The 19,837-nt window shown below is 61.5% G+C and carries 18 protein-coding genes; 8 read left to right on the plus strand and 10 right to left on the minus strand.

Going from position 1 to position 19,837, the window contains the following annotated elements; translation table 11 throughout:
- Positions 1-166 precede the first annotated feature (166 nt).
- Genes U5919_RS08985 through U5919_RS08995 form a run of 3 tightly spaced genes read right to left on the minus strand, consistent with a single transcriptional unit; the run spans position 167 to position 3,035 of the window.
- Positions 167-1,189: a metal ABC transporter permease gene (locus U5919_RS08985; protein WP_336023735.1), complete on the minus strand. Its 1,023-nt coding sequence runs from the start codon at positions 1,187-1,189 to the stop codon at positions 167-169.
- Positions 1,186-1,962: a metal ABC transporter ATP-binding protein gene (locus tag U5919_RS08990; protein ID WP_336023737.1), complete on the minus strand. Its 777-nt coding sequence runs from the start codon at positions 1,960-1,962 to the stop codon at positions 1,186-1,188. The genes U5919_RS08985 and U5919_RS08990 overlap by 4 nt, the downstream gene beginning before the upstream one ends.
- The gene (locus U5919_RS08995; RefSeq protein WP_336023896.1) at positions 1,959-3,035 is read right to left on the minus strand and encodes a metal ABC transporter substrate-binding protein; all 1,077 of its coding nucleotides are present in this window, start codon (positions 3,033-3,035) and stop codon (positions 1,959-1,961) included. Before U5919_RS08995 ends, U5919_RS08990 begins: the two co-directional genes overlap by 4 nt.
- Before the next feature lie 245 nt (positions 3,036-3,280).
- Here U5919_RS08995 and katG point away from each other — a divergent pair, with 245 nt between their 5' ends.
- Both katG and U5919_RS09005 read left to right on the plus strand, forming a co-directional pair.
- Positions 3,281-5,425 (plus strand): catalase/peroxidase HPI, encoded by a 2,145-nt coding sequence (gene katG / locus U5919_RS09000; RefSeq protein ID WP_336023739.1) that lies wholly within the window; start codon positions 3,281-3,283, stop codon positions 5,423-5,425.
- Between the two features lie 229 nt (positions 5,426-5,654).
- Complete coding sequence (locus U5919_RS09005) at positions 5,655-6,749, plus strand: mechanosensitive ion channel family protein (RefSeq protein WP_336023741.1); 1,095 nt, start codon at positions 5,655-5,657, stop codon at positions 6,747-6,749.
- Between the two features lie 170 nt (positions 6,750-6,919).
- Here the strand turns inward: U5919_RS09005 and U5919_RS09010 are convergent, their stop codons facing one another.
- The 3 genes from U5919_RS09010 to U5919_RS09020 all read right to left on the minus strand — a co-directional run bounded on the left by U5919_RS09010 (position 6,920) and on the right by U5919_RS09020 (position 11,394).
- Positions 6,920-8,458 (minus strand): class I adenylate-forming enzyme family protein, encoded by a 1,539-nt coding sequence (locus tag U5919_RS09010; RefSeq protein WP_336023742.1) that lies wholly within the window; start codon positions 8,456-8,458, stop codon positions 6,920-6,922.
- 83 nt (positions 8,459-8,541) lie between these two features.
- The gene (locus U5919_RS09015) at positions 8,542-9,855 is read right to left on the minus strand and encodes an amino acid ABC transporter substrate-binding protein (RefSeq protein ID WP_336023743.1); all 1,314 of its coding nucleotides are present in this window, start codon (positions 9,853-9,855) and stop codon (positions 8,542-8,544) included.
- 153 nt (positions 9,856-10,008) lie between these two features.
- Positions 10,009-11,394: a hypothetical protein gene (locus U5919_RS09020; protein WP_336023745.1), complete on the minus strand. Its 1,386-nt coding sequence runs from the start codon at positions 11,392-11,394 to the stop codon at positions 10,009-10,011.
- Between the two features lie 128 nt (positions 11,395-11,522).
- Here U5919_RS09020 and U5919_RS09025 point away from each other — a divergent pair, with 128 nt between their 5' ends.
- Entirely contained in the window at positions 11,523-12,269 is a 747-nt protein-coding gene (locus tag U5919_RS09025) for an IclR family transcriptional regulator (RefSeq protein WP_336023746.1), read from the plus strand.
- A gap of 99 nt (positions 12,270-12,368) precedes the next feature.
- The gene (locus U5919_RS09030; protein WP_336023747.1) at positions 12,369-13,898 is read left to right on the plus strand and encodes a class I adenylate-forming enzyme family protein; all 1,530 of its coding nucleotides are present in this window, start codon (positions 12,369-12,371) and stop codon (positions 13,896-13,898) included.
- 647 nt (positions 13,899-14,545) lie between these two features.
- On the opposite strand, the gene U5919_RS09035 is transcribed toward U5919_RS09030, so the two are convergent.
- Both U5919_RS09035 and U5919_RS09040 read right to left on the minus strand, forming a co-directional pair.
- Positions 14,546-14,932: a DUF7970 domain-containing protein gene (locus tag U5919_RS09035; protein WP_336023748.1), complete on the minus strand. Its 387-nt coding sequence runs from the start codon at positions 14,930-14,932 to the stop codon at positions 14,546-14,548.
- Positions 14,929-15,804 (minus strand): ParA family protein, encoded by an 876-nt coding sequence (locus U5919_RS09040; protein ID WP_336023750.1) that lies wholly within the window; start codon positions 15,802-15,804, stop codon positions 14,929-14,931. The genes U5919_RS09035 and U5919_RS09040 overlap by 4 nt, the downstream gene beginning before the upstream one ends.
- A gap of 404 nt (positions 15,805-16,208) precedes the next feature.
- Here U5919_RS09040 and U5919_RS09045 point away from each other — a divergent pair, with 404 nt between their 5' ends.
- The 3 genes from U5919_RS09045 to U5919_RS09055 all read left to right on the plus strand — a co-directional run bounded on the left by U5919_RS09045 (position 16,209) and on the right by U5919_RS09055 (position 18,403).
- The gene (locus U5919_RS09045; RefSeq protein WP_336023752.1) at positions 16,209-16,862 is read left to right on the plus strand and encodes an AIM24 family protein; all 654 of its coding nucleotides are present in this window, start codon (positions 16,209-16,211) and stop codon (positions 16,860-16,862) included.
- Between the two features lie 107 nt (positions 16,863-16,969).
- Positions 16,970-18,004 (plus strand): sodium:calcium antiporter, encoded by a 1,035-nt coding sequence (locus U5919_RS09050; RefSeq protein WP_336023754.1) that lies wholly within the window; start codon positions 16,970-16,972, stop codon positions 18,002-18,004.
- Between the two features lie 75 nt (positions 18,005-18,079).
- Positions 18,080-18,403, plus strand: coding sequence for an ASCH domain-containing protein (locus U5919_RS09055; protein WP_336023755.1), 324 nt, complete (start codon positions 18,080-18,082; stop codon positions 18,401-18,403).
- Positions 18,404-18,469: 66 nt separating this feature from the next.
- On the opposite strand, the gene U5919_RS09060 is transcribed toward U5919_RS09055, so the two are convergent.
- Positions 18,470-18,934, minus strand: a complete 465-nt coding sequence (locus tag U5919_RS09060) for a type IV pilin domain-containing protein (RefSeq protein WP_336023756.1) — start codon at positions 18,932-18,934, stop codon at positions 18,470-18,472.
- Positions 18,935-19,138: 204 nt separating this feature from the next.
- Between U5919_RS09060 and eif1A the strand changes: the two genes are divergently transcribed.
- Positions 19,139-19,423, plus strand: a complete 285-nt coding sequence (gene eif1A / locus U5919_RS09065; RefSeq protein ID WP_081927266.1) for a translation initiation factor eIF-1A — start codon at positions 19,139-19,141, stop codon at positions 19,421-19,423.
- 9 nt (positions 19,424-19,432) lie between these two features.
- Here the strand turns inward: eif1A and U5919_RS09070 are convergent, their stop codons facing one another.
- Positions 19,433-19,816, minus strand: a complete 384-nt coding sequence (locus tag U5919_RS09070; protein WP_336023758.1) for a DUF7475 family protein — start codon at positions 19,814-19,816, stop codon at positions 19,433-19,435.
- Positions 19,817-19,837: the final 21 nt, after the last annotated feature.

The raw sequence follows: 19,837 nt of genomic DNA on the forward strand, positions 1-19,837 counted from the left end.
AACTCTACCCCGTTCGGAGGGGTACGATCCGTCTCGCGTGGCGGGGTCTGACCTCGCTCGGAACCTCGTTTGTATGGCTCACTGTATACAACGCACCCTCGATCGCAATCGCACTCCCACCCGAACTTCTGATAAAACGACAACTCCGGTCGACCTTCCGCAGCACTCACTCGCGGCCGTCGTTCGTCGTCGCTCGCGCGGTATCGATCTGTTTCGTCGTCGGTGTCGCGTCTTGCGTGACCGCGTCCTGCACCCGGCCCAGAATAATCGAGCCACCGTATATCGCGACGGCGACTAACACGATTATCGGACCGCCGGTTGCGCCCCAGTAGTAGGCGACGCCGATACCGATCAGCACGGCGAGTTCTGCGAGTACGATAGAGATGTATATCGACTCCGCGAAACTCCGCGAGATCTGTGACGCGCCGGCGACCGGGACGACGAGCATCGCGGCGACGAGGATGACGCCCATAATCTGCATCGCGCCGACGACGACCAAGGCGGTGAGCATCACCATTATTCTGTTGTACCAGTTCACGGAGAGTCCAGAGACCGCCGCCGCGGTCTCATCGAACGTGACGTAGAGCAACTGATTTCGCGTGACGGCGACCGTGAGGACGATCGCGACGAACAGCGCGAGGAGGATCACCGCGTTCGTCGGGGACACCGTCGAGAGGTTCCCGAAGAGGTACTGATCGATCCCCACGGAGAGCCCTCCAGCGTTGATACTGATCAGTGTCGACCCGAGCGCGAACCCCGTCGAGAGCACGATCGCCATCGACACGTCGTTGTACGCGTCGGTCACCTCCGAGATGAGTTCGATCGCCAATGCGGCGATGACCGCGACGACGACGGCGGTCAGATACGGGGAGATCCCGAGGTCGAGGACTGCGTTGAGAAACAGTCCGACCGCGACCCCGGCGAACGCGGTGTGTGCGAGCGCGTCCCCGATGAGTGCGAGCTGTCGGTGCACGAGGAACGTCCCGATGAGCGGGGCGACGACACCGATACAGAGTCCGACCAGTAGCGCCCTGTACATGAATCGGTAGTCGGGGTCGAGAATCTCCAGCCCGGTCAGGTGATACACCTGCACTAACAGCCAATACCACGCTTCGAGAATCCAGAACAGCGGCGCGAGGAGGAGGTCGAGCGCCCCCTGCTGTAACGGGACGAACGCGGCGTCGATCACGCCGACTCACGCTCCGAGGTCGTCGCGTCGAACGCGCGGGCCAGCGCGTCGCCGGCGTCGAACTCCGCCGTTGGCCCGTCGAAGTAGATCCGTCGATTCAGACAAACGACCCGCTCGGCGTGCGCTGTCACAGAGCTCAGATCGTGCTCGATGAGAACGATCGTGATTCCCTTCGCGTGCAGTGCTTCGAGCAGGTCGTAGAACGCGGCGACTGATTCGGCATCGACGCCGACGGTCGGCTCGTCGAGTACGAGGAGTTCGGCCTCGCTGGCGAGCGCGCGGGCGATGAACGCGCGCTGTCTCTGTCCCCCGGAGAGCGCGGTCACGCGCCGGTCGGCGAACGCGCTCATTCCGACCGTTCGGATCGCTTCCTCGACGATATCCCAGTCTCCGGACGAGAGCCGACCGAACCCGACGTGCGGGAACCGTCCCATCTTCACGACCTCGCGGACGGTGATCGGCATGTCCTTCGACGCGCTGGCGTGCTGAGCCACGTAGCCGATTCGGGCACCGTCGGTGAACTGGTGGGCCGGTCGCCCGAACAGCCGAGCGACGCCGTGGTCGGGGCGGAGAAGTCCTAGGAGCAACTTCATCAGCGTGGATTTGCCGGAACCGTTCGGCCCCACGACGGCGACGTACTCACCCGGGTCGATCCGGAGCGAGACGTCTTCGACGACCGGCGTGGCGGTGTATCCGAACTCGACGTCGACGAGGTCGACGACCGATTCCGTGGATTCACTCTCGGCCGTCGTCCCGCCTTGATCTGCACTCATTCGAAGTTCCTCCACTTCTCGGCCCACCCGTCGGGACCGGCCTCCTCGGGCGGTTTGTTGCCGAGCACTACCTCGAAGGTCGGCATATTGATATTGTAGGCGATCTCCTCGTAGCCCCATCCCGATTCGACCCAGTCCTCGCGGACGCCCGCGTACGGAGTGACGGGGAAGTACGCCTCGACGGCCGTCTCCCGGATCAGTTGCTCTGCCGGACGCCGCGTCTCGAAGACCGCCGCCCCGATGTACCTGATCCCGTACTCGTCGATCGTCTCCTTCGCGTCGGTGATATCGGAGGGCTTGATGTCGTCGCTGGCGGCCAAATTAGTCACCAAGGGTCGCATCTGGATCCCGTAGGCGACGCCGATGTACTGGAAGGCGTTGTGCGCGGCCAACTGCACGACGTCGCGGTCGGCGGCGTCGAAGATCGACCGGTAGTCGGCGTCGATCCGATCGAGCACCTCGCGCTGGTATGTCTCCGCGTTCTCTCGGAGCGTCTCTTCGTGCTCCGGCGCGATATCGACGAGACCGTCGGTGATCGTCCGAACCGACTGCTTCGCCCGCTGGGGATCGAGCCAGAAGTGTGGATCCCTCCCCCGATTCTCGCCGACTCCCTCCTCTTCGGGGTCGAGACTGGCTGCGAGGTCGACCAACTCGATTCCCGCCCGCGCGTTGATCAGCTCCGTCTCGACGCCGTCGGCTTTGATCGTCGTGATCGCTCGGTCCGCCCACGGTTGAAAATTCTCCCCGACGTGGATGAACGCGTCCGCCTCGATGATTTCGCGCGTGATCTGCGCGTTCGGCTCCCACCCGTGTCCGTGGAGTCCGGTCGGGACGAGGTTCCGAACGTCGATCGGCGTGTCGCGGGCGACGTTCCGAGCGAAATCGTAGAAGCTGAAGAACGACGCTACCACTACCGGAGCGTCTTCGTCGTCCTCGAAACTCGACGCTGTCGTTCGATTCGCCTGTTGGCCTCCCGCACCCGTGCAACCGGCCAACGCGGCGGCGAGGACGCCCGACCCGGCCAGTAGCGCTCGGCGACGGGAGAGCCTCGATCGATTCTCTGTCGTTCGCATCTCTTTCATACCGGACATGGATGACTCCGACATATTAACTTTGTCTATCTAATCGAAAGTTTAGATCCATCTAATCTTAGCGGAGGTATCTCATTTCGACGAGGATGCGGGGGACTGTATTGCGTACCGCGAGCCCGGCTATCGCTGTGAAATATTCCCGAACTCGATAGAACGCTTGGGCAACCGCGAAGATTTCCTTATCGAATTGGACAATATTAATATGCCAACGCAACAATTTCCAACCGATGAATGGGTCCGACCGTAACTGGTGGCCGAATCAGTTGAAACTGGATGTTCTCGATCAAAACGCTCGCGACGCCGATCCGCGGGAAGCGTCCTTCGACTACGCGGAGGAGTTCGAATCGCTCGATCTCGATGAGGTGAAAGCTGACATCGAAGAGGTGATGACGACGTCACAGGACTGGTGGCCGGCCGATTACGGTCACTACGGGCCGCTCTTCATTCGGATGGCGTGGCACAGTGCGGGCACGTACCGCACTACCGACGGCCGCGGCGGCGCATCGGGCGGCCGACAGCGATTCCCGCCCCTCAGCAGTTGGCCCGACAACGTAAACCTCGATAAGGCACGACGACTGCTCTGGCCCGTCAAGCAGAAGTACGGCCGCAAGCTCTCGTGGGGGGACCTGCTGGTCTTGACCGGAAACGTCGCTCTGGAATCGATGGGCTTCGAGACCTTCGGCTTCGCCGGCGGCCGCGAGGACGCCTTCGAGCCCGACAAGGCCGTCGACTGGGGCCCCGAGGACGAATGGGAGGTGAGCTCCCCGGAGCGCTTCGACGAGGACGGCAACCTCAAGGGACAGCTCGGCAACACCGTGATGGGCCTCATCTACGTGAATCCGGAGGGTCCGAACGGCGAGCCCGATCTCGAAGGCTCCGCGAGGAACATCCGAGAGTCCTTCGGCAAGATGGCGATGAACGACGAGGAGACGGCGGCGCTTATCGCCGGCGGCCACACGTTCGGGAAGGTCCACGGTGCCGACAGCGGGGACAACCTCGGTCCCGAGCCCGAAGCGGCCCCCATCGAGAAACAGGGTCTCGGCTGGGAGAGCGAACACGGCTCCGGTAAGGGGCCCGACACGATCACCAGCGGTATCGAGGGTCCGTGGACGCAGGCCCCGATCAAGTGGGATATGGGCTATCTCGACAACCTGCTCGACTATGAGTGGGAGGCCCACAAGGGCCCCGGCGGTGCGTGGCAGTGGCGGCCGGTCGACGAGGAACTCGAAGACGCCGTACCGGACGCCCACGACCCGTCGGAGAAGCAGACCCCGATGATGCTCACGACGGACGTCGCCCTGAAGCGCGACCCGGAGTACCGAGAGATCTTAGAGCGCTTCCAAGAGGACCCCCGGACGTTCCAAGAGGCGTTCGCGAAGGCGTGGTACAAACTGATCCACCGCGATATGGGCCCGCCGGAGCGGTTCCTTGGTCCGGAGGTCCCCGACGAGGAGATGCTCTGGCAGGACCCGCTCCCCGACGCCGACTACGACCTGATCGGCGAGGGGGAAACTGCCGAGCTCAAAACGGAGATACTCGAGTCGGATCTGTCGGTCTCGCAGCTTGTCAAGACCGCTTGGGCGGCGGCGTCGACGTACCGCGACAGCGACAAGCGCGGCGGCGCGAACGGGGCTCGCATCCGCCTCGAACCGCAGCGGAGCTGGGAGGTTAACGAGCCCGAGGCGCTCGACACCGTACTGGAGACCTACGAGGGAATCCAAGCGGAGTTCAACGGCTCGCGAACCGACGACGTCCGCGTCTCGCTGGCGGACTTGCTCGTACTGGGCGGCAACGCGGCCGTCGAGCAGGCGGCGGCGGACGCCGGATACGACGTGGAAGTCCCGTTCGAGCCGGGGCGCACCGACGCCACGCCGGAGCAGACCGACGAGGAGTCGTTCGAGGTGCTCGAACCGGAGGCGGACGGCTTCCGAAACTACCGCGGCGACGGGGCCGAGCGGTCGACGGAAGATATTCTGGTTGATCGAGCGGACCTGCTGAACCTGACCGCCGAGGAGATGACGGTGCTAGTCGGTGGGATGCGCTCGCTGGGCGCGACCTACCGGGGTACCGACCTCGGCGTCTTCACCCACGAGCCGGAAACGCTGAACAACGACTTCTTCGTGAACCTGCTCGACGTCGAAACTGAGTGGGAGCCGGTCTCGGAGGACGACGAGACGTTCGAGGGCTACGACCGCGACACGGGCGAACTCAAGTGGAAGGGAACCCGCGCGGATCTCATCTTCGGGTCGAACGCCCGACTTCGAGCCCTCGCGGAAGTCTATGCGAGTGACGACGCAGAAGAGGCGTTCGTACAGGACTTCGTGGACGCGTGGCACGACGTGATGACGCTCGATCGCTTCGATCTCGAATGAACTGCGTACCTCCGACCGTCTGACCGCCGCGGACGGACCGATCTCACCTGTCGAAGGGTGAGAATTTCTCCGAGGAGAGCGAGGATCCGCGCGCCGCGGTATCCGTACCCGTTCCGCGGGCGCTGTCTCGCGCGTTTTCTTCGAATTTTTCCTGATAACCCTCTCATACCGGTAGGATAGTCAGATATCCGCTGAGTAACAATGTGGGTCTCCGGGCAACACTGTCGTAATGTTCAGCCAGAACACAGTTTTCACGTTGCAGATCGGTGGAGCGATCAACGAAGCGCTCGCGAGCGCGGTCAGCTATCTCCCGACCGTCATCGCCGCGCTCATTATTCTCATCGTCGGGTACGTCATCGGTCGGTTGCTCGGCGGACTCGTCACGCGAATCATCCGTCGAATCGGTGTCGATCGGTACACCGAAGGAACAGCGATGGAAACCGTGGGAGAGGAAGACGGCGTCGCCCGCGCGCTCGGGAAAGTCGTCTCCTACTACGTCTACTTCGTCGCGATTCTCGCGGCGGCGGACGTACTGGACATCCCGCAGCTGACGCAGCTTCTCTCCGAGTTGGCCGCGTTCCTCCCCGTCATCTTGGGCGCGCTCGTCGTGCTCGTTATCGGATTCATCGTCGGACGCGTCATCGGTGACCTCGTCGCCGACATCGTCGGTGGCTTCGACGTAGGCCGATACCTGCGCGAAACACCGCTGGAGCGTCTCAGCGACTCCGAGGGAGAGTTCGGGCGGATCATCGGACTGCTCGTGACGTACTACATCTACCTGTTGACTCTCTTGGCCGTTGCCGACATTCTCGCGATCGACGCGCTCTCGACGCTCCTCGACACGTTCGCCGGATACCTCCCCGCGCTGGTCGGCGGACTGTTGGTCCTGCTCGTGGGGATTTGGGTCGCCGAGCGCGTCGGCCGACTCGTGAGCGAGATGGGCGAGGGACGGACGGTCCACGTCGCGAGCCTTATCGTCAAAGTTCTCATCTACTACATCACGATCACCATCGCGGTGGCGACGATCGGGTTCGAGATTCTCGTCCTCACGAACCTCTTCACCGCGTTCGTTGCGGCCTTCTTCGGTGCGTTGGCGATTGCACTCGCGATCGGTATCGGCCTCGCCGTCGGGCTCGGTGGACAGGAGTACGTCGCAGAGAACATCGACGGATGGGTCGCGTCCGCGCGCGACGTGGCCGCTGACGATACAGCTGGAGGGAGCGGCGTTGCTGATACCGACTCCCCTACGGAATCAGCGGAGTTCGAGGAATCGGAGGAATTCGAGGAACCGGGGGAATCAGAGGATTCGGAAGAATCTCAGTGAGAGTTCGGCGGACGTGATTCCGCGAACTCCCCCGTTGCGCGCATAACTTATCATATTAGCAGAAATAATTTTTATCAAATAGTTCACTGCTACGGAGATGGATTTGTTCGGGTATTCGATCCGGCAACGCAGGTTCCCCGGCGACTGGCCGGCGCACGCCTCCGGAAGGGTCACTCGAAGTACGTCTGTCGGATCTCGTCTCGGAGGAGGTTTCCGGTGTCGGATCGGGGCAGTTCCTCCGCGGTCAGCACGTACGACCGCGGCCGTTTGAAGTCCGCGAGGTCCTCGTGTTGTCTGCAGTGTTCGTCCAGCGCGTCCTCGGTCACGTCCTCGGCGACGACCACCGCGGCGATCCGTTCGCCCCACTGATCGTCCGGGAGGCCGACGACCGCGGCTTCCCTGACGGCGGGGTGGTCCTCCACGGCCAATTGGACTTCCTGCGGATAGACGTTCTCGCCCCCGCTGACGATCATATTGTCCACCCGGTCGACGATGTGCAAACCGCCGTCCGCGTCGACGTGCGCGATGTCCATCGTGCGTAGCCACTCTTCGCCCACGAACAGTCGCTCTTCGGCTTTCGGGCTATCGAGATACCCGTCGACGAACGGTCCGTTCCCGATCAGCTCTCCGCTCTCGCCGTGGTCGACGACGGCCTCTGGATCCGGCTCTTCGTCGGGCTCGGCTGCTTCGACGACGCGGAGCTCCCAGTTGAACGACGCGTTCCCCACGGTCCCCGGGTTCTCGAGTTGCTCCTCTGGGTAGGCGTGCGTGAGGTTCGAGATTCCCTCCGTCAGCCCGTACGTGTTGTAGACGCCGTCTGTCAATCGATCCCGGACCCGTTCGACGAGCGACGATGAGACGACAGCGCCACCTGTTCGGACGTACGAGAGCGTCGAAAGGTCGTAGGAACCTTCCGCGTCGACGTTCAGGAGCGCTTCGAGTTGCGCCGGGACCGCGAGGAGCCCGGTCACTCCGTGCTCTTCGAGGAGCGACATCGTCTCCGGCGGCTCGAACGTCGGTTGGAGAACGAGCGTCGCGCCCACTTGGAGGTGGGGATAGATCCACGCGACCGTCGTGACGTCGTGATACCACGGGGTCGTCACCAGTGCGACGTCGTCGGGGCCGAGACCGTGTTCCATCACTACCTGCGACGCACCCAGCCAGACGCGACGCTGGTCCTGTAACACCGCTTTCGGCTTGCTCGTCGTCCCGCTCGTGTAGAGAATTCCGGTCTCGGCTGTCGGTTCTCGAGTCACCGGATAGTCAGGCTCGGCGTCCGAGACGACCGCGTCGTATCGCTCGGCATCCGCCGCACGCGGATCACCCTCTCCGACGTACAGCGCGGCCTCGAGATCCATCTCTGCGAGCACCGCTGACGCCATCTCGGCGTTCGCCTCGTCGTAGATCAGCGCCGCTGCCTCGGCGGTCCGAATCATCTCGCGAAGCTCGCCCGCCGCCCCGCGGAAACTCAATTGCGCGTTGGCGCTCCCGCGTTTCTGCGCGGCGAGCATCGTTTCCACGGCCGCAGGGCCGTTATTGAGTAGCGCCGCCGTCCGATCGTCACCGATTCGTTCGTCCAGCGCGCGAGCGAGTGCGTCCGTCCGTCGATCGAGCGCCGCGTACGTCCGAGTCTCTCCGCGCTCGGTGATGAGTGCCGTCCGGTCTCCGTACCGCTTCGCCGCGCGTTTGAACGCTCGTATATCTTGCATAATTGTCTGTGGTAGTTTGGAAATATTAAATTACCGGATATAGTATAATTTCTGGATCGACTCGAAAATATTTCACTCCGCGGTCAGCGGTCGTCGTACGCTGGTGCGGGGTACACCAGATCTGTCGACGCCTCGCTGTCCACGTCGGACGGGATCACGAGGCGGAGGAGGCCGTCCTGCCACTGCCCCATCGGCGGAGCGAGGTCACCCTCGACGGGCATCCCGTTCTCGTCGAAGTTGAATTCACCGAGAACCGTCCTGAACTCGGTGTTGAGAAGCGTTTCCCGCACCGTGTCGGGATCGACCGTTCCCGCCGCTTCGACCGCCTGTTTCGCCGTCTGCGCGACGTTGTACGATCCCCCGACAGTCGGCGCGGGGTACGCGTCCGACGCCACGCCGTCTTGGGCGCGGAAGGCTTCCAACATCTCCTCGTTGCCGTTGTCGACCATTCCCGGCACCCATCCCGGCGTCGATTGCGTGTACAGGCCGGCGGTGCCCGTCGCGTCCAACCAAGAGGTGATGGTCGCGGCCCGTTCGATCGTGGCGAGTTTCGGGAGGAAATCCGCTTCCTGCATCTGCTTGACGGCCGTGATTCCCCCGCCGGGCGCTGGGTTACTGAGCAGGTACTCCACGTTCGCGCTCTTGCTTTGTGAGATGAGTGTGGAGAAATCCGAGGATCCGATCTGGAATTTCTCGTTGAGCACGACCTCGTGGCCGTTGTCTTCGAGCGCTTCCGACCAGACCCGTCCGAGCTCTGCGCCCCAACCGGTGTTGGTCTGCCAGATCCCGACGTTCACGGGTCGGTTGTCCTCGGGGGCCAAGTTCGCGAGTTTCACCGCCCCGTTCGCCATATCTCGACTCTTGGGGAACGGCGCGAACGTCCACTCGTAGTTGTTGTTCAGGTGGGGTTCCATAAACGCGAAATTCGCGCTTAGCATCGGGAGCTCCTCGCGCTCGGCGACGGCCGCTGCCGACGCGACCAACAGGCTCCCGAACGTCCCCCAGATCATATCGACATCGTTGTTCGAGATGATCGCTTGCAACCCCTCGCGAACCTTTTGGGCGTCGCTCTCGTCGTCTCTGATAATCACTTCCACGTCGCGACCGAGGAGGCCGCCGCTGTCGTTGATCATCTGCTCGCCCAAGCGGTAGGCGGTCTCGACGTCCTCGCCGGCCGAAGAGAACGATCCCGAGCGCGACACCGTCGCCGCGATCGTGATGGGTTCGCTGCTCTCGTCGGTGGCGCTTCCGGTCGTCGTGCCCCCGCCGGTGTCACCGCCCGAATCGCCCCCATTCCCGTTCCCGTCGTCTCCCTCGCCACCGGCTCCGAGGCATCCGGCGACGGCGGTGACGGTTCCAGCACCGACCGTCGTGATAAACTGTCGTCTGTTACTCATCGACACGGTGTCCATTAAACAAAGACCGTTATAAATTTTACTGTTACGCGAACGCTGTTATTTGCAGACGACAGTACGGCGCGGAACCGCGCCGAACGTGGCGCTCTCAGATCGAAGACGGCCTTCGTGATGGCAGGTTCTTCGAACGGCGCGTTAGTTCACGTTGTAGTTCGCCGTCTTCCGCTTGTCCTCGAAGTACGGCGCTGGCGCGACGGTCGCTTTGACTTCGGTCTGTTCGTGCGCCTCGACGCGCGGATTCCCGGACTCGGGCTCGCCCCAGAGGATCGAGACCTCGGTACCGGGCTCGGCGAACTCGGCGTCGATGCTGCACAGCGAGAACATCCGCTTCTCGAAGTAGAGATAGCGGGTGTTGTTCGCGACGCCGACGAGTTCGCCGTCCTTCAGGACCGTATCGCTCTGCGTCAGCGCCCAGTCGGCGATCGGTAGCTCCGTGAACCGGTAGTTGGTGTCGTCGTCGAACAGCGCGCCGCCGTACAGCTCCTCTGTGGCCTCCTGATCCCAGACGAGGGTGACGCGGGTACGCTCTTTGTTTTCGACCTCCTCCCGGAGCGCTTCCTTGCCGACGAAATCGTGATCGAAGTCGATGAATCGCTCGTGACCGGCTTCGACGGGCGTCAGGTAGTGATCGGTGATGTCGTCGGAGTCGAGGCTGCCGCCGATGGCGAGCGCGCCCTCGAAGCTGTCGGCGTCGAGCCACTCGCGGTACTCTCTGAGCGTCTCGTCGTCGTGGTAGATCGCGGGCAGCGGGATCGACATCCACGCCGCGGTGATCACGTTCGTCGGATAGGCCATCCCGCCGATCTGACGGATGTCGTACTCCCGTCCGGTCTCGACGATCGCCTCGCGGACGTCTTCTTGGACGTCCCACGGGCCGAAGAACTCGAATCCCGGTTCGTTCAACATTCCGTGGCGCAGCGCGTTGATCTCGTGGCCCGCGATGGAGACGGGACGGAAGTTGAAGAAGGGGACCTCCGGAAGCGGTTCGTCGACAACCTCCTTGATGAGATCGAGCGCGTCGGGACCCTGTACTTGGAATCGGAACGTCTTCGGCGGGCCCTCGCGGACGCCGCCGTGCTCATCGCGCTCTGCGACCGCGTCGTAATCGCCCGTTTCGAGGTGGAACTGCACCCAGTTGATCGGCCCGTAGCCGACGAGGTTGAACTCGTTCTCGCCGAGGTGAAAGAGGATGCCGTCGCCGATGAGGTAGCCGTCGGGGCTCGTCGCGGCGAACTGCTTGGCCTGTCCGGGCTCGAAGTTCGAGAAGTCGTTGATGCCGAGGTCGGCGAACAGCTGCAACGCGTCGGGACCCTCCACGTGGAGGTCGGTCATGTGGTGCGAGAGGTCGGCGAGCGCGACGCTTTCTGCCCACGCAGACTGCTCTTCGCGCCAGTTGGTGAACTCCGGTGGGAGGTCGGTGAACAGGCGGAGATGTCCCGAATCGGCGTGCGAGCCGATGCGGCGGACGAGATCGAGCGGGTTGTCGTACTGCTGCAGGACGTCTTCGAGGCTCTCTGTCATAGTGGTGCCTGCTCGTCCATTTCCTACTATATTATTTAAAATTTTCTCCAAATACCGCTCTCACCGTGATTGTTCGACCCGTCCGTTTCATATTCGTGGGGGGTGTACTCGTGTCCGTGAGTTCCGATATGGTCCCACTCCAGACGGTTTCGCGGGCGTTCGAGGTGCTCGACCTGCTAGAACGCGAGCGGGAAGCCGGCCCCGCGAAGATCGCGGCGCTGATGGACGTCAACCGTAGCACCGCCCACGACTACCTCGTCTCTCTCGAATCGACGGGCTTTGTCGTCAGGGAGGATGGGACGTACCGGATCGGCTATCGATTCTTACAGCGGGGGAGCCGCCTCAAGTACCGAAACCGGTTCTTTCACTCCTCGGACATCGTTTTGGGCAAGCTCTCGAAGCAATCGGGTGAACTGGCGCAACTCGGTATGGTGGAGTCCGACGAGTGGGTGATGCTCCACGAGGAAGGAGATATCACCTCCGTCCAAACCGGCACCTATCCCGGATTCCGGACGCCGATTCACACGCACGCGGCCGGGAAAGTGCTTCTCGCGCACCTTCCGGAGGCCCGAATCGATGAAATCCTCGCTGTCGACGAACTGGAGCGGGTCACAGAGCACACGGTCACCGATCCCGACGACCTCCGCCGCGACCTCGACGAAATCCGCGAGCGGGGGTACGCTATCGACCACGAAGAGCAGGTCGTCGGAATCGGCTTCGTCGCGTGTCCGGTGATCGAAGACGGGGAACTTCTGGGCAGCGTCTCCGTGGCCTGTCCCACCGGGCGACTCCAGCAGGACGACTACCGTCGGGATCTGATTCAAGACGTCCGGGCGGCGGCAGAAGAGATCAGCGTCAACTATCGGTTTTACTGACCGCGACCGCTTCGCCACTGACCTTCGCCGTCAGACCGCTTCCGTCTGACCTCCGCAACAGGAAAAATTATTATGATATGTGCGAATGTATGACGCTGTATGCTGTTCCCACAATTGTTCGAACAATCGGTCGCGAGAACGCCCGAGCGCCCCGCGATCGTCCATCTCAACGGCGACGAAACGCTGACGTACGCCGAATTGCAGACACAGGCGTACGCGGTCGCTAACGAACTGCACGAACGGGGAATCGAACCCGGTGACAGAGTCGCGATCTGTATGGCGAATCACCCCGAACACGTCGTCACTTTCATCGGGACGCAGTTGGCCGGCGTCGTCGCCGTGCCGTTCAACTTCCGCGTCGCCGCTGGCGGCGTCCGATACCATCTCGCCGATTCCGACCCCGAACTGTTCTTCTTCGATTCGATTTCCCGGGACTCGGTCGAACGTATCGCCGACGAGATCGACGTCGACTCGGTGTATGTCGGCGACGAAACGCCCGAATTCGCCGAATCGTTCGAGTCGTTCAGCGATTCCGCACCCGAGCGACCGGACGTTTCGATCGGCCACGACGACCCGAGCGTGATGCTGTACAGTTCGGGGACGACCGGCGATCCGAAGGGAATCCCGATCGATCACGAGGCGACCGTCGATCGGTGGATCATCAACTCGCTCGGACAGCGATACTACCTCGAAGAGACGCTGATCGGCGTGATGCCGCTGTATCACACCGTCGGCCTTCACGGCATCCTCTGCGGTCTGCTCTCGATGAGCGGGACGTATCTCTGTATGTCGCAATTCGATCCGGAAATCGCCGTGCGTGCCATCGAGGAGCACCGAGTCACCGCACTCCACGAAGCCCCGACGATCTTTGCGAATATGCTCGACAGCGAGGCGATCGAGGACACCGACCTCTCTTCGGTCCGGGCGATCGGATACTCCGGCGCGCCGATGAGTCAGTCGATCTTCGATCGGACTATCGAGACGTTCGAGCCCGAACACATCGCGAACCTCTACGGGACCACCGAGGTCTACGGCACGCTCGCGTACCTCGACCTCCACGAGATCGACGATCCGACCGTCACCGGTCCCGCGAACGTCGGCATCGAAACCCGAGTCGTCGAGGTCAACGCCGACAGTCCGGATGATCGCGTCGCCCCCGGCGAGCAAGGAGAACTCATCGTCAACACCGACTCGTCGGTGTCGTTCGAGGGATACTGGAACAAACCCGAGGCGACCGCTGAAGCCATTCGCGATGGTTGGTTTTACACCGGCGACGCGGCTCGCCTGACGGAGGAAAACCGAATCGTCATCACCGGTCGCGTCGATGATATGATCATCAGCGGCGGCGAGAACATCCACCCAACCGAAGTCGAGGACGTGCTTCTCACCCATCCCGCTGTTTCGGACGTCGGTGTCGTCGGCCACGCCGACGACGAGTGGGGATCGATCGTCGTCGCCTTCGTCGAACGAAGCGGGGACGTCACGGCCGAAGAACTCGATCAGTGGTGTCGCGACAGTGACGAACTGGCCGACTACAAACGACCGCGCGAGTACCGCTTCATCGACGAACTCCCACGGAACCCGAGTGGCAAGATCGAGCGATACAAACTCGAAGCGGACGACAGCTAGCGTTGACGGCGGATTTTTCGGCGTCTCATTTTTGGTGTCTCACAGATTGGTTCCCTTCCTGCTTCGCCGTTCGGCTCTTCCGTCATCTGGGTAAGTTTTGTCGAGTTGCTACCGTCCGAGGGTAGCTGTCTGGCTTTCGGCATCACCGTTCGAAGTACGTCCGTTATAATCGGACGTATCCTGTTTCCCCCCTCGAACGTGGAGTCGTTGTCTTCTGTCGGTCACCATCCGCCAGTACCCGAATCCGATTCCACACCTGATCCCGAGTCACGGTACCGCTGTGAACGTCGATAGATCACATAACAACAGTACGCCTGTGATTCCCCGTGTCAAATTGGTTACTGCCGCCGATCTGTCACTCGGGCTGTTCGACGGACACGGTATCGACCGACGCTCTCCGGTCGCCGACTCCGACTCGACGGTCGATCGCGACGGACAAATATCTCGCCCTTCGTTCGATATTACCGGACGAAATCTCGTCAGTAGCCTGTTTACTGAAGCGTGTACTCGTCGTGGACCCAGTCGAAACGCCCGCGGAAGGCTCTCCGCTCTCGACGTGCCCGCCGGCTCCGCTTGTCGCTGGCGGCCCCGACTTCCGCGTTCGTATATCATAAAACGGTTTATCTCGAAAACAGACCCCGCTCGACTCACTCGAACGTCATTCCGTAGCCCCACTCCTCCAGTTGTGCTTCGACTTCGTCGGCGTGTTCGAGGCCGACCAACACGAGCGCCTCCCGTAGATCCGTGAGCGAGACGCTGTCGCCGAAGTGGTCTTCTAAGTCGCGGAGTGTCTCCCGCTCTGCGGTCTTCGTTTCGGGCTGGAGAAAGAGCGGAACGCGGTTTCGACCCTCCTGAACCCCGTCACGCCGGTATTTGTAGGGGATCCGCATCGGTTCCCGTTCCGTCTCAGTCGACTGTTCGCTTTCCGGGTCCGGGCTTTCGCTGTCGACATCTGCGTCCATATTCGGGTCGTCGTCGCTGTCCGCGTCTTCGGCGAAGGGATTCTCACCTGCGCCCTGTTTCATTCCGGTCATACAGTCATCACCTCGTGGTCCACATCACCGGGCTCTGGGGGATTCGGTGCCTCTAGGCCGACTTCACGTTCGAGATGTCTCGCGAGTCGGTCGAACTGCGCTAAGGTGTCAATCTCGTAGTCTCGTCTCCGCTCGCGGTGTTCCCGGACGTACTCGAACGCCGAGCACTGCTGCATCCAGCACCCCTCCATCAGCGAGGCCCGTTCACCGACGATCTCCGGGACCGGGTAGTCGATCCCATCGAGGATCGAGCGCTGATCGCGGGTGTTTTTGAATCCCATCGGAATCGCTGCGAGGACGCCGACCTCGACATCGAGTTGCTCTTCGAATCCCCCGACGAGCTCCTCTAATCCTTCTACGGCGGCTTGTCCCTTCGCACTCGGCTCGACAGGGATAACGAGGGACCGCGTCGCGTTAATCGCGTTATAGAGGTGCGGACCCTCCGTTGCGGGCGGATCACAAATCAGCACGTCGTAGGTCTTCGGGACGCCTGCCTCTCTGAGCACTCGAAGCAATTGCGCGTGTACGCCGAACGCCTCTCCCATCGCCTCTGACTGCTCTTTCTCGCGTTGCAGATACTCCGCGAGATCCGAGAGCATATTGTGCTCTGGGATGATGTCGACCCCCTCCACCGTGCGCACGAGCGCGTCGAACTCGCCCTTCGGGCGTCGAATCATATGCCTGACAATGTTGTCGACGGGTTCGGTCCGCTGATCGTCCACACCGAACAGTCGTGAGAGGTCGCCGTCCTGTGGGTCCAGTGGAACAACGAGTGGGTTAAGCCCCGCTCGTGCGTGTGCGACGGCGAGATTCGCCGCCGTCGTGGTTTTACCCACGCCACCTGCCTCACTGTATGTCGAGTACGCAAGCATTACCGTGGGTATTGTCTGGCTTCATCTTGAATGTTCCCCAGCGTACTTCTCGAATACTCTTAATCAATCCATTCAATTATGAGTTTACTTGAATGCACACCACAACAACAAACTCTGAATAAAATTAGTTGTGTTCGTTCATTAGTTGTGTGTATGAATGAATTGAATCAATGAACCCAATGAACACATACAATGAACAAAACTCGGTAACAAAATTCCAGAACACCTGTAATCACACGCCTGAGTGGCTGAATGCACCGGTAAGGTGTACCTACGGGCTGTACTGAATGCAGCATCGAATTCATATCGAATTCAGCCAGACACCGATCGACTGAAACGTGGGGCATAATTTCTTGGTTATCCCTCTCGTCGCTTCATCGGAGTCGCCCTGACTCTGTGATTGAATGAACGTCGAGCAATTCAAATCCGCACACGCCCCCGCTGACTCGGACGAATCGTTCCAACTCGAGAATAGTTATACCCTCGACGTCGCCGTCGACGGATCCGTGATGGCGAAAGCCGGATCGATGATCGCCTACTCCGGTGACCTCTCGTTCACCGGCCGCGCTTCCGCGGAAGGTGGAATCAAGGGCTTCTTGAAGGAAGCCGCCACCGGTGAGGGAACGCCGGTGATGACCGTCGAAGGAAGCGGTCACGTGTACTTCGCTGACCACCAAAAGAAGGTCCAAGTGCTCGAACTCGCTTCCGACGATTCGATCACTGTCAACGGCGAGGACGTCCTCGCGTTCGAGGACGATGTTTCCTATGAGATCAGTACGATCGATAGCCTCGCTGGTTCGTTCGCGGGCGGATTCACGAACGTCTTCCTCGAAGGTCCGGGATACGTCGCGCTCACGACCCACGGCGACCCCCTCGTGTTGGAGCCGCCAGTCGCGACCGACCCGAGTGCGACGGTGGCGTGGAGCGGCACCTCACCGAACGTTCAAGTGAACCGCAGCCTCTCGGATATGATCGGTCAGGAGTCCGGCGAACGGTATCAGATGAACTTCGAGGGATCGGAGGGATTCGTCGTCGTGCAACCGTACGAGGAGTTGTAACGCGGCCCTACCTCTCCCCCTCGACGAGGAGTTTCCTCACGGAGACCTCCGGTTCGTCGATAGACCCCCCGACTTTTAGACCGATGCGACTGTTCTTTCGCAGTAGAATGTCTCTCGGAGGTCCCGCGTTCTCTCCCGCCGTCCACCTACTCCTCGTCGCCGTCGCGACTGGCTTCATCTGGCTCGGAAGCGGGTGGCTCGAAGAATCGGCCGAGCACCTCTCGGCGTATTACGGCCTTCCGGCGGTCGTGCAAGGATCGATCGTCGTCGCCATCGGGTCCAGTTTCCCCGAACTCGCGAGTGTCGTCGTCACCGCGCTCTCCGGCACGTTCAGTATGGGTATCGGGGCGATCGTCGGCTCCGCGATCTTCAACATCCTCGTCATCCCCGCGCTTTCCGGGCTCTTCAGCGACGGTCACTTACAGACCAATCGGACCGTCGTGTACAAGGAAGCGCAGTTCTATATGCTCGCGGTCGCGGTGCTCGTCATCACGTTCGCGTTGGCGGTCATCTACACGCCGGATCCGGGTGGATCGCCGCTGACCGGACGGCTGACACGCCCGTTAGCGACGCTTCCGCTGCTCTTGTACGCCCTGTATCTCTTCATCCAGTGGCAGGACGTCAGCGATTACGACGCGCTCGACGCGCCGGCCGGAATCGCCGTCCGCCGCGAGTGGCTGCGACTCGGCGGCGGGCTCCTCGTCATTCTCGTCGCGGTCGAACAGCTCGTCGGGAGCGTCGATTCGCTCGGTCAAACCTTCGGCGTCCCGGAATTTCTCGCGGGCGTGACGGTCGTCGCGGCCGCGACGAGCCTCCCGGATCTGCTGGTAAGCGTCCGCTCGGCTGCCTCCGGAAACGACGTCACGAGCCTCTCGAACGTCTTCGGATCGAACACGTTCGATCTGTTGGTCGCGATTCCCGTCGGCGTGTTGATCGCGGGCACGATGCCCGTCGACTTCGCCGCGGCCACGCCGATGTTCGGCGTTCTCACGCTCGCGACCGTGCTTCTGTTCACCCTCCTTCGGACTGATCTCGTCATCACCGACCTCGAATCGTCGCTCCTGCTCGTCTCGTACGCGGTGTTTCTCGCGTGGATCGTCGCAGAAACGGTCGGTGCCACGCAGTTTCTCAGGGGCGTGTGAGGCGGTTCGATGGGAAGCCGATCCACCGGTCGGAGGACAGATGGAACTTTGTCCCCAAGGGCCCTAGGCGACGGTATGAGTGAGATCGATACAGACCGACTCCTGCCCAACGATCGCGTGCAGCAGTCCGTCCTGAACGGTGACATCACGCAGTTGACCCGTGGCGCGGGCAATCGGTACGCGACCGTGGGCGATACGTTCGAGATCGAGGGCGCTTCGTTCGAGGTGACGAGCGTCGACCGCCGGACACTCGGGGACTTCACTGACGCCGACGCCCGAAGAGAGGGCTCGGAGTCGCTCGAAGCGTACAAAGCGCGGATGAAACGGGTCCATCCCGGGGACTTCGAGTGGGACGACAGCGCCGAGGTCCTGAGCTATCAATTCGAACGCGTCGAGTGATGAATCCCGCCTCCGTCGAGCACTGATTGCGTCACCGACCGCGAACGGAAAACCGGACCTGCGAAGTTACGAATTCTCGTACTCGAAGGACCGAAGTGTCGCTGAACTGCTGCCGTCCTCGGCCTCCCAGGTGACGCGGATGGTGCCGCCGTCATTCGAGTTAGCTTCGACCTCGAAGTTGTCACCAGAACTCACACTGTCTCCGCTTATAGACCGTTCGAGCGCGGTAACTGACTCACCGGTTTGGTATATATCACCGTTCACGTACAGATTCGATTCCGGAATGGAATCGCCAGCCATGTGGGTAATCGTCGCATTATCGGTATCCTCTAAGTTCGTCGTGTTGATCTCGAACGTCGCCTGCGGTGCGGACTGCCCGATGCCCTGCCCGAGATTCAGCACGAACGCGCCGATGACCGCGGCGAGAATGACGGTGATTGCCACCATTAGAATCACGCCGATAACGGGACTGACCGCGCGTTCTTCCGTGAAAAGTTGCTTGATGTTCATCGTATTGTCTCTGAGAGCCACTTGACTGATATTACGTATAATATTATTGTCCTACTTATCAAAATTAATACTGTACATCGTAACCGGCTGACATAAAAGAGAACTGAGATCTCACTCCTGATCCTGACACGAACCGATACTCAAATGTGTCGGGCCTATGTCGCCTGCTACCACTCTCAGCGACAGGAACCGGCCATTTATCCGTCCCGCCGACGTAGTACCGCTGTGACTGAAGAATCAGGGCGTCGAAACCTACGGATGCCCCACGGAGAGGAGCTGTTCGCGGTCGTCACCGAGCACAACGGTGGCAATCACGTTCGCGTACGATGTGCAGACGGCAAAAATCGAATGGGCCGGATCCCCGGCCGGATGAAGTACCGGACGTGGATCAACGAGGGCGATGTCGTCCTCGTCGAACCGTGGGACTGGCAGGACGAGAAGGCCAACATCGAGTGGCGCTACTCCGAGCAGGACGCCGAGCAGCTCCGCGAAGAAGGCCACATCGAATAGCGCTTCTACTTACGCCCGTGTCGGCGCGTCACCGCGGCGATACAGGACGATCAACACGACGATCAGTAGCAGCTGCACGGCTTTGTCCGCGAACCCGAGCGGCGAAAAGTCGGGCGCGTTGACGACGTACCACGCGACGATCTGCCCGGCGGTAAAGGGAATCCCGAGCAGATACATCAGCGACCGCCGGTAGTCGACTAATACGGCGATCGCCCCGCCGAGGAACCCGACGCCGGCGACGAGGAACGCCCACCCGAGCGGGCTCGCGATGAAGCTCACTCCGAGCGCGAGGTGGATGACGCCGCTAATTACTGCCAGTACGATCCCGACCCAGTGAATGCCCGCCAACGATTCCGTGTGTAGGGAGAGGCCTTCGGCCGTTTGTGTTGCCATATGTTCACAAACAACGTGATA

This window comes from Halobellus sp. LT62, from assembly GCF_037031285.1.
Lineage (GTDB): Archaea > Halobacteriota > Halobacteria > Halobacteriales > Haloferacaceae > Haloquadratum > Haloquadratum salinisoli.

Bases quoted from the DNA above. Each gene is read 5' to 3' on its own strand.
- U5919_RS09005 (WP_336023741.1), top strand. From the start codon at position 5,655: ATGTTCAGCCAGAACACAGTTTTCACGTTGCAGATCGGTGGAGCGATC.
- U5919_RS09045 (WP_336023752.1), top strand. From the start codon at position 16,209: ATGAACGTCGAGCAATTCAAATCCGCACACGCCCCCGCTGACTCGGAC.
- U5919_RS09070 (WP_336023758.1), bottom strand. From the start codon at position 19,816: ATGGCAACACAAACGGCCGAAGGCCTCTCCCTACACACGGAATCGTTG.
- U5919_RS09055 (WP_336023755.1), top strand. From the start codon at position 18,080: ATGAGTGAGATCGATACAGACCGACTCCTGCCCAACGATCGCGTGCAG.
- U5919_RS09035 (WP_336023748.1), bottom strand. From the start codon at position 14,932: ATGACCGGAATGAAACAGGGCGCAGGTGAGAATCCCTTCGCCGAAGAC.
- U5919_RS09010 (WP_336023742.1), bottom strand. From the start codon at position 8,458: ATGCAAGATATACGAGCGTTCAAACGCGCGGCGAAGCGGTACGGAGAC.
- U5919_RS08990 (WP_336023737.1), bottom strand. From the start codon at position 1,962: ATGAGTGCAGATCAAGGCGGGACGACGGCCGAGAGTGAATCCACGGAA.
- U5919_RS09020 (WP_336023745.1), bottom strand. From the start codon at position 11,394: ATGACAGAGAGCCTCGAAGACGTCCTGCAGCAGTACGACAACCCGCTC.
- U5919_RS09040 (WP_336023750.1), bottom strand. From the start codon at position 15,804: ATGCTTGCGTACTCGACATACAGTGAGGCAGGTGGCGTGGGTAAAACC.
- katG (WP_336023739.1), top strand. From the start codon at position 3,281: ATGAATGGGTCCGACCGTAACTGGTGGCCGAATCAGTTGAAACTGGAT.
- U5919_RS09050 (WP_336023754.1), top strand. From the start codon at position 16,970: ATGTCTCTCGGAGGTCCCGCGTTCTCTCCCGCCGTCCACCTACTCCTC.
- U5919_RS09015 (WP_336023743.1), bottom strand. From the start codon at position 9,855: ATGAGTAACAGACGACAGTTTATCACGACGGTCGGTGCTGGAACCGTC.
- U5919_RS08995 (WP_336023896.1), bottom strand. From the start codon at position 3,035: ATGCGAACGACAGAGAATCGATCGAGGCTCTCCCGTCGCCGAGCGCTA.
- U5919_RS09030 (WP_336023747.1), top strand. From the start codon at position 12,369: ATGCTGTTCCCACAATTGTTCGAACAATCGGTCGCGAGAACGCCCGAG.
- U5919_RS09025 (WP_336023746.1), top strand. From the start codon at position 11,523: ATGGTCCCACTCCAGACGGTTTCGCGGGCGTTCGAGGTGCTCGACCTG.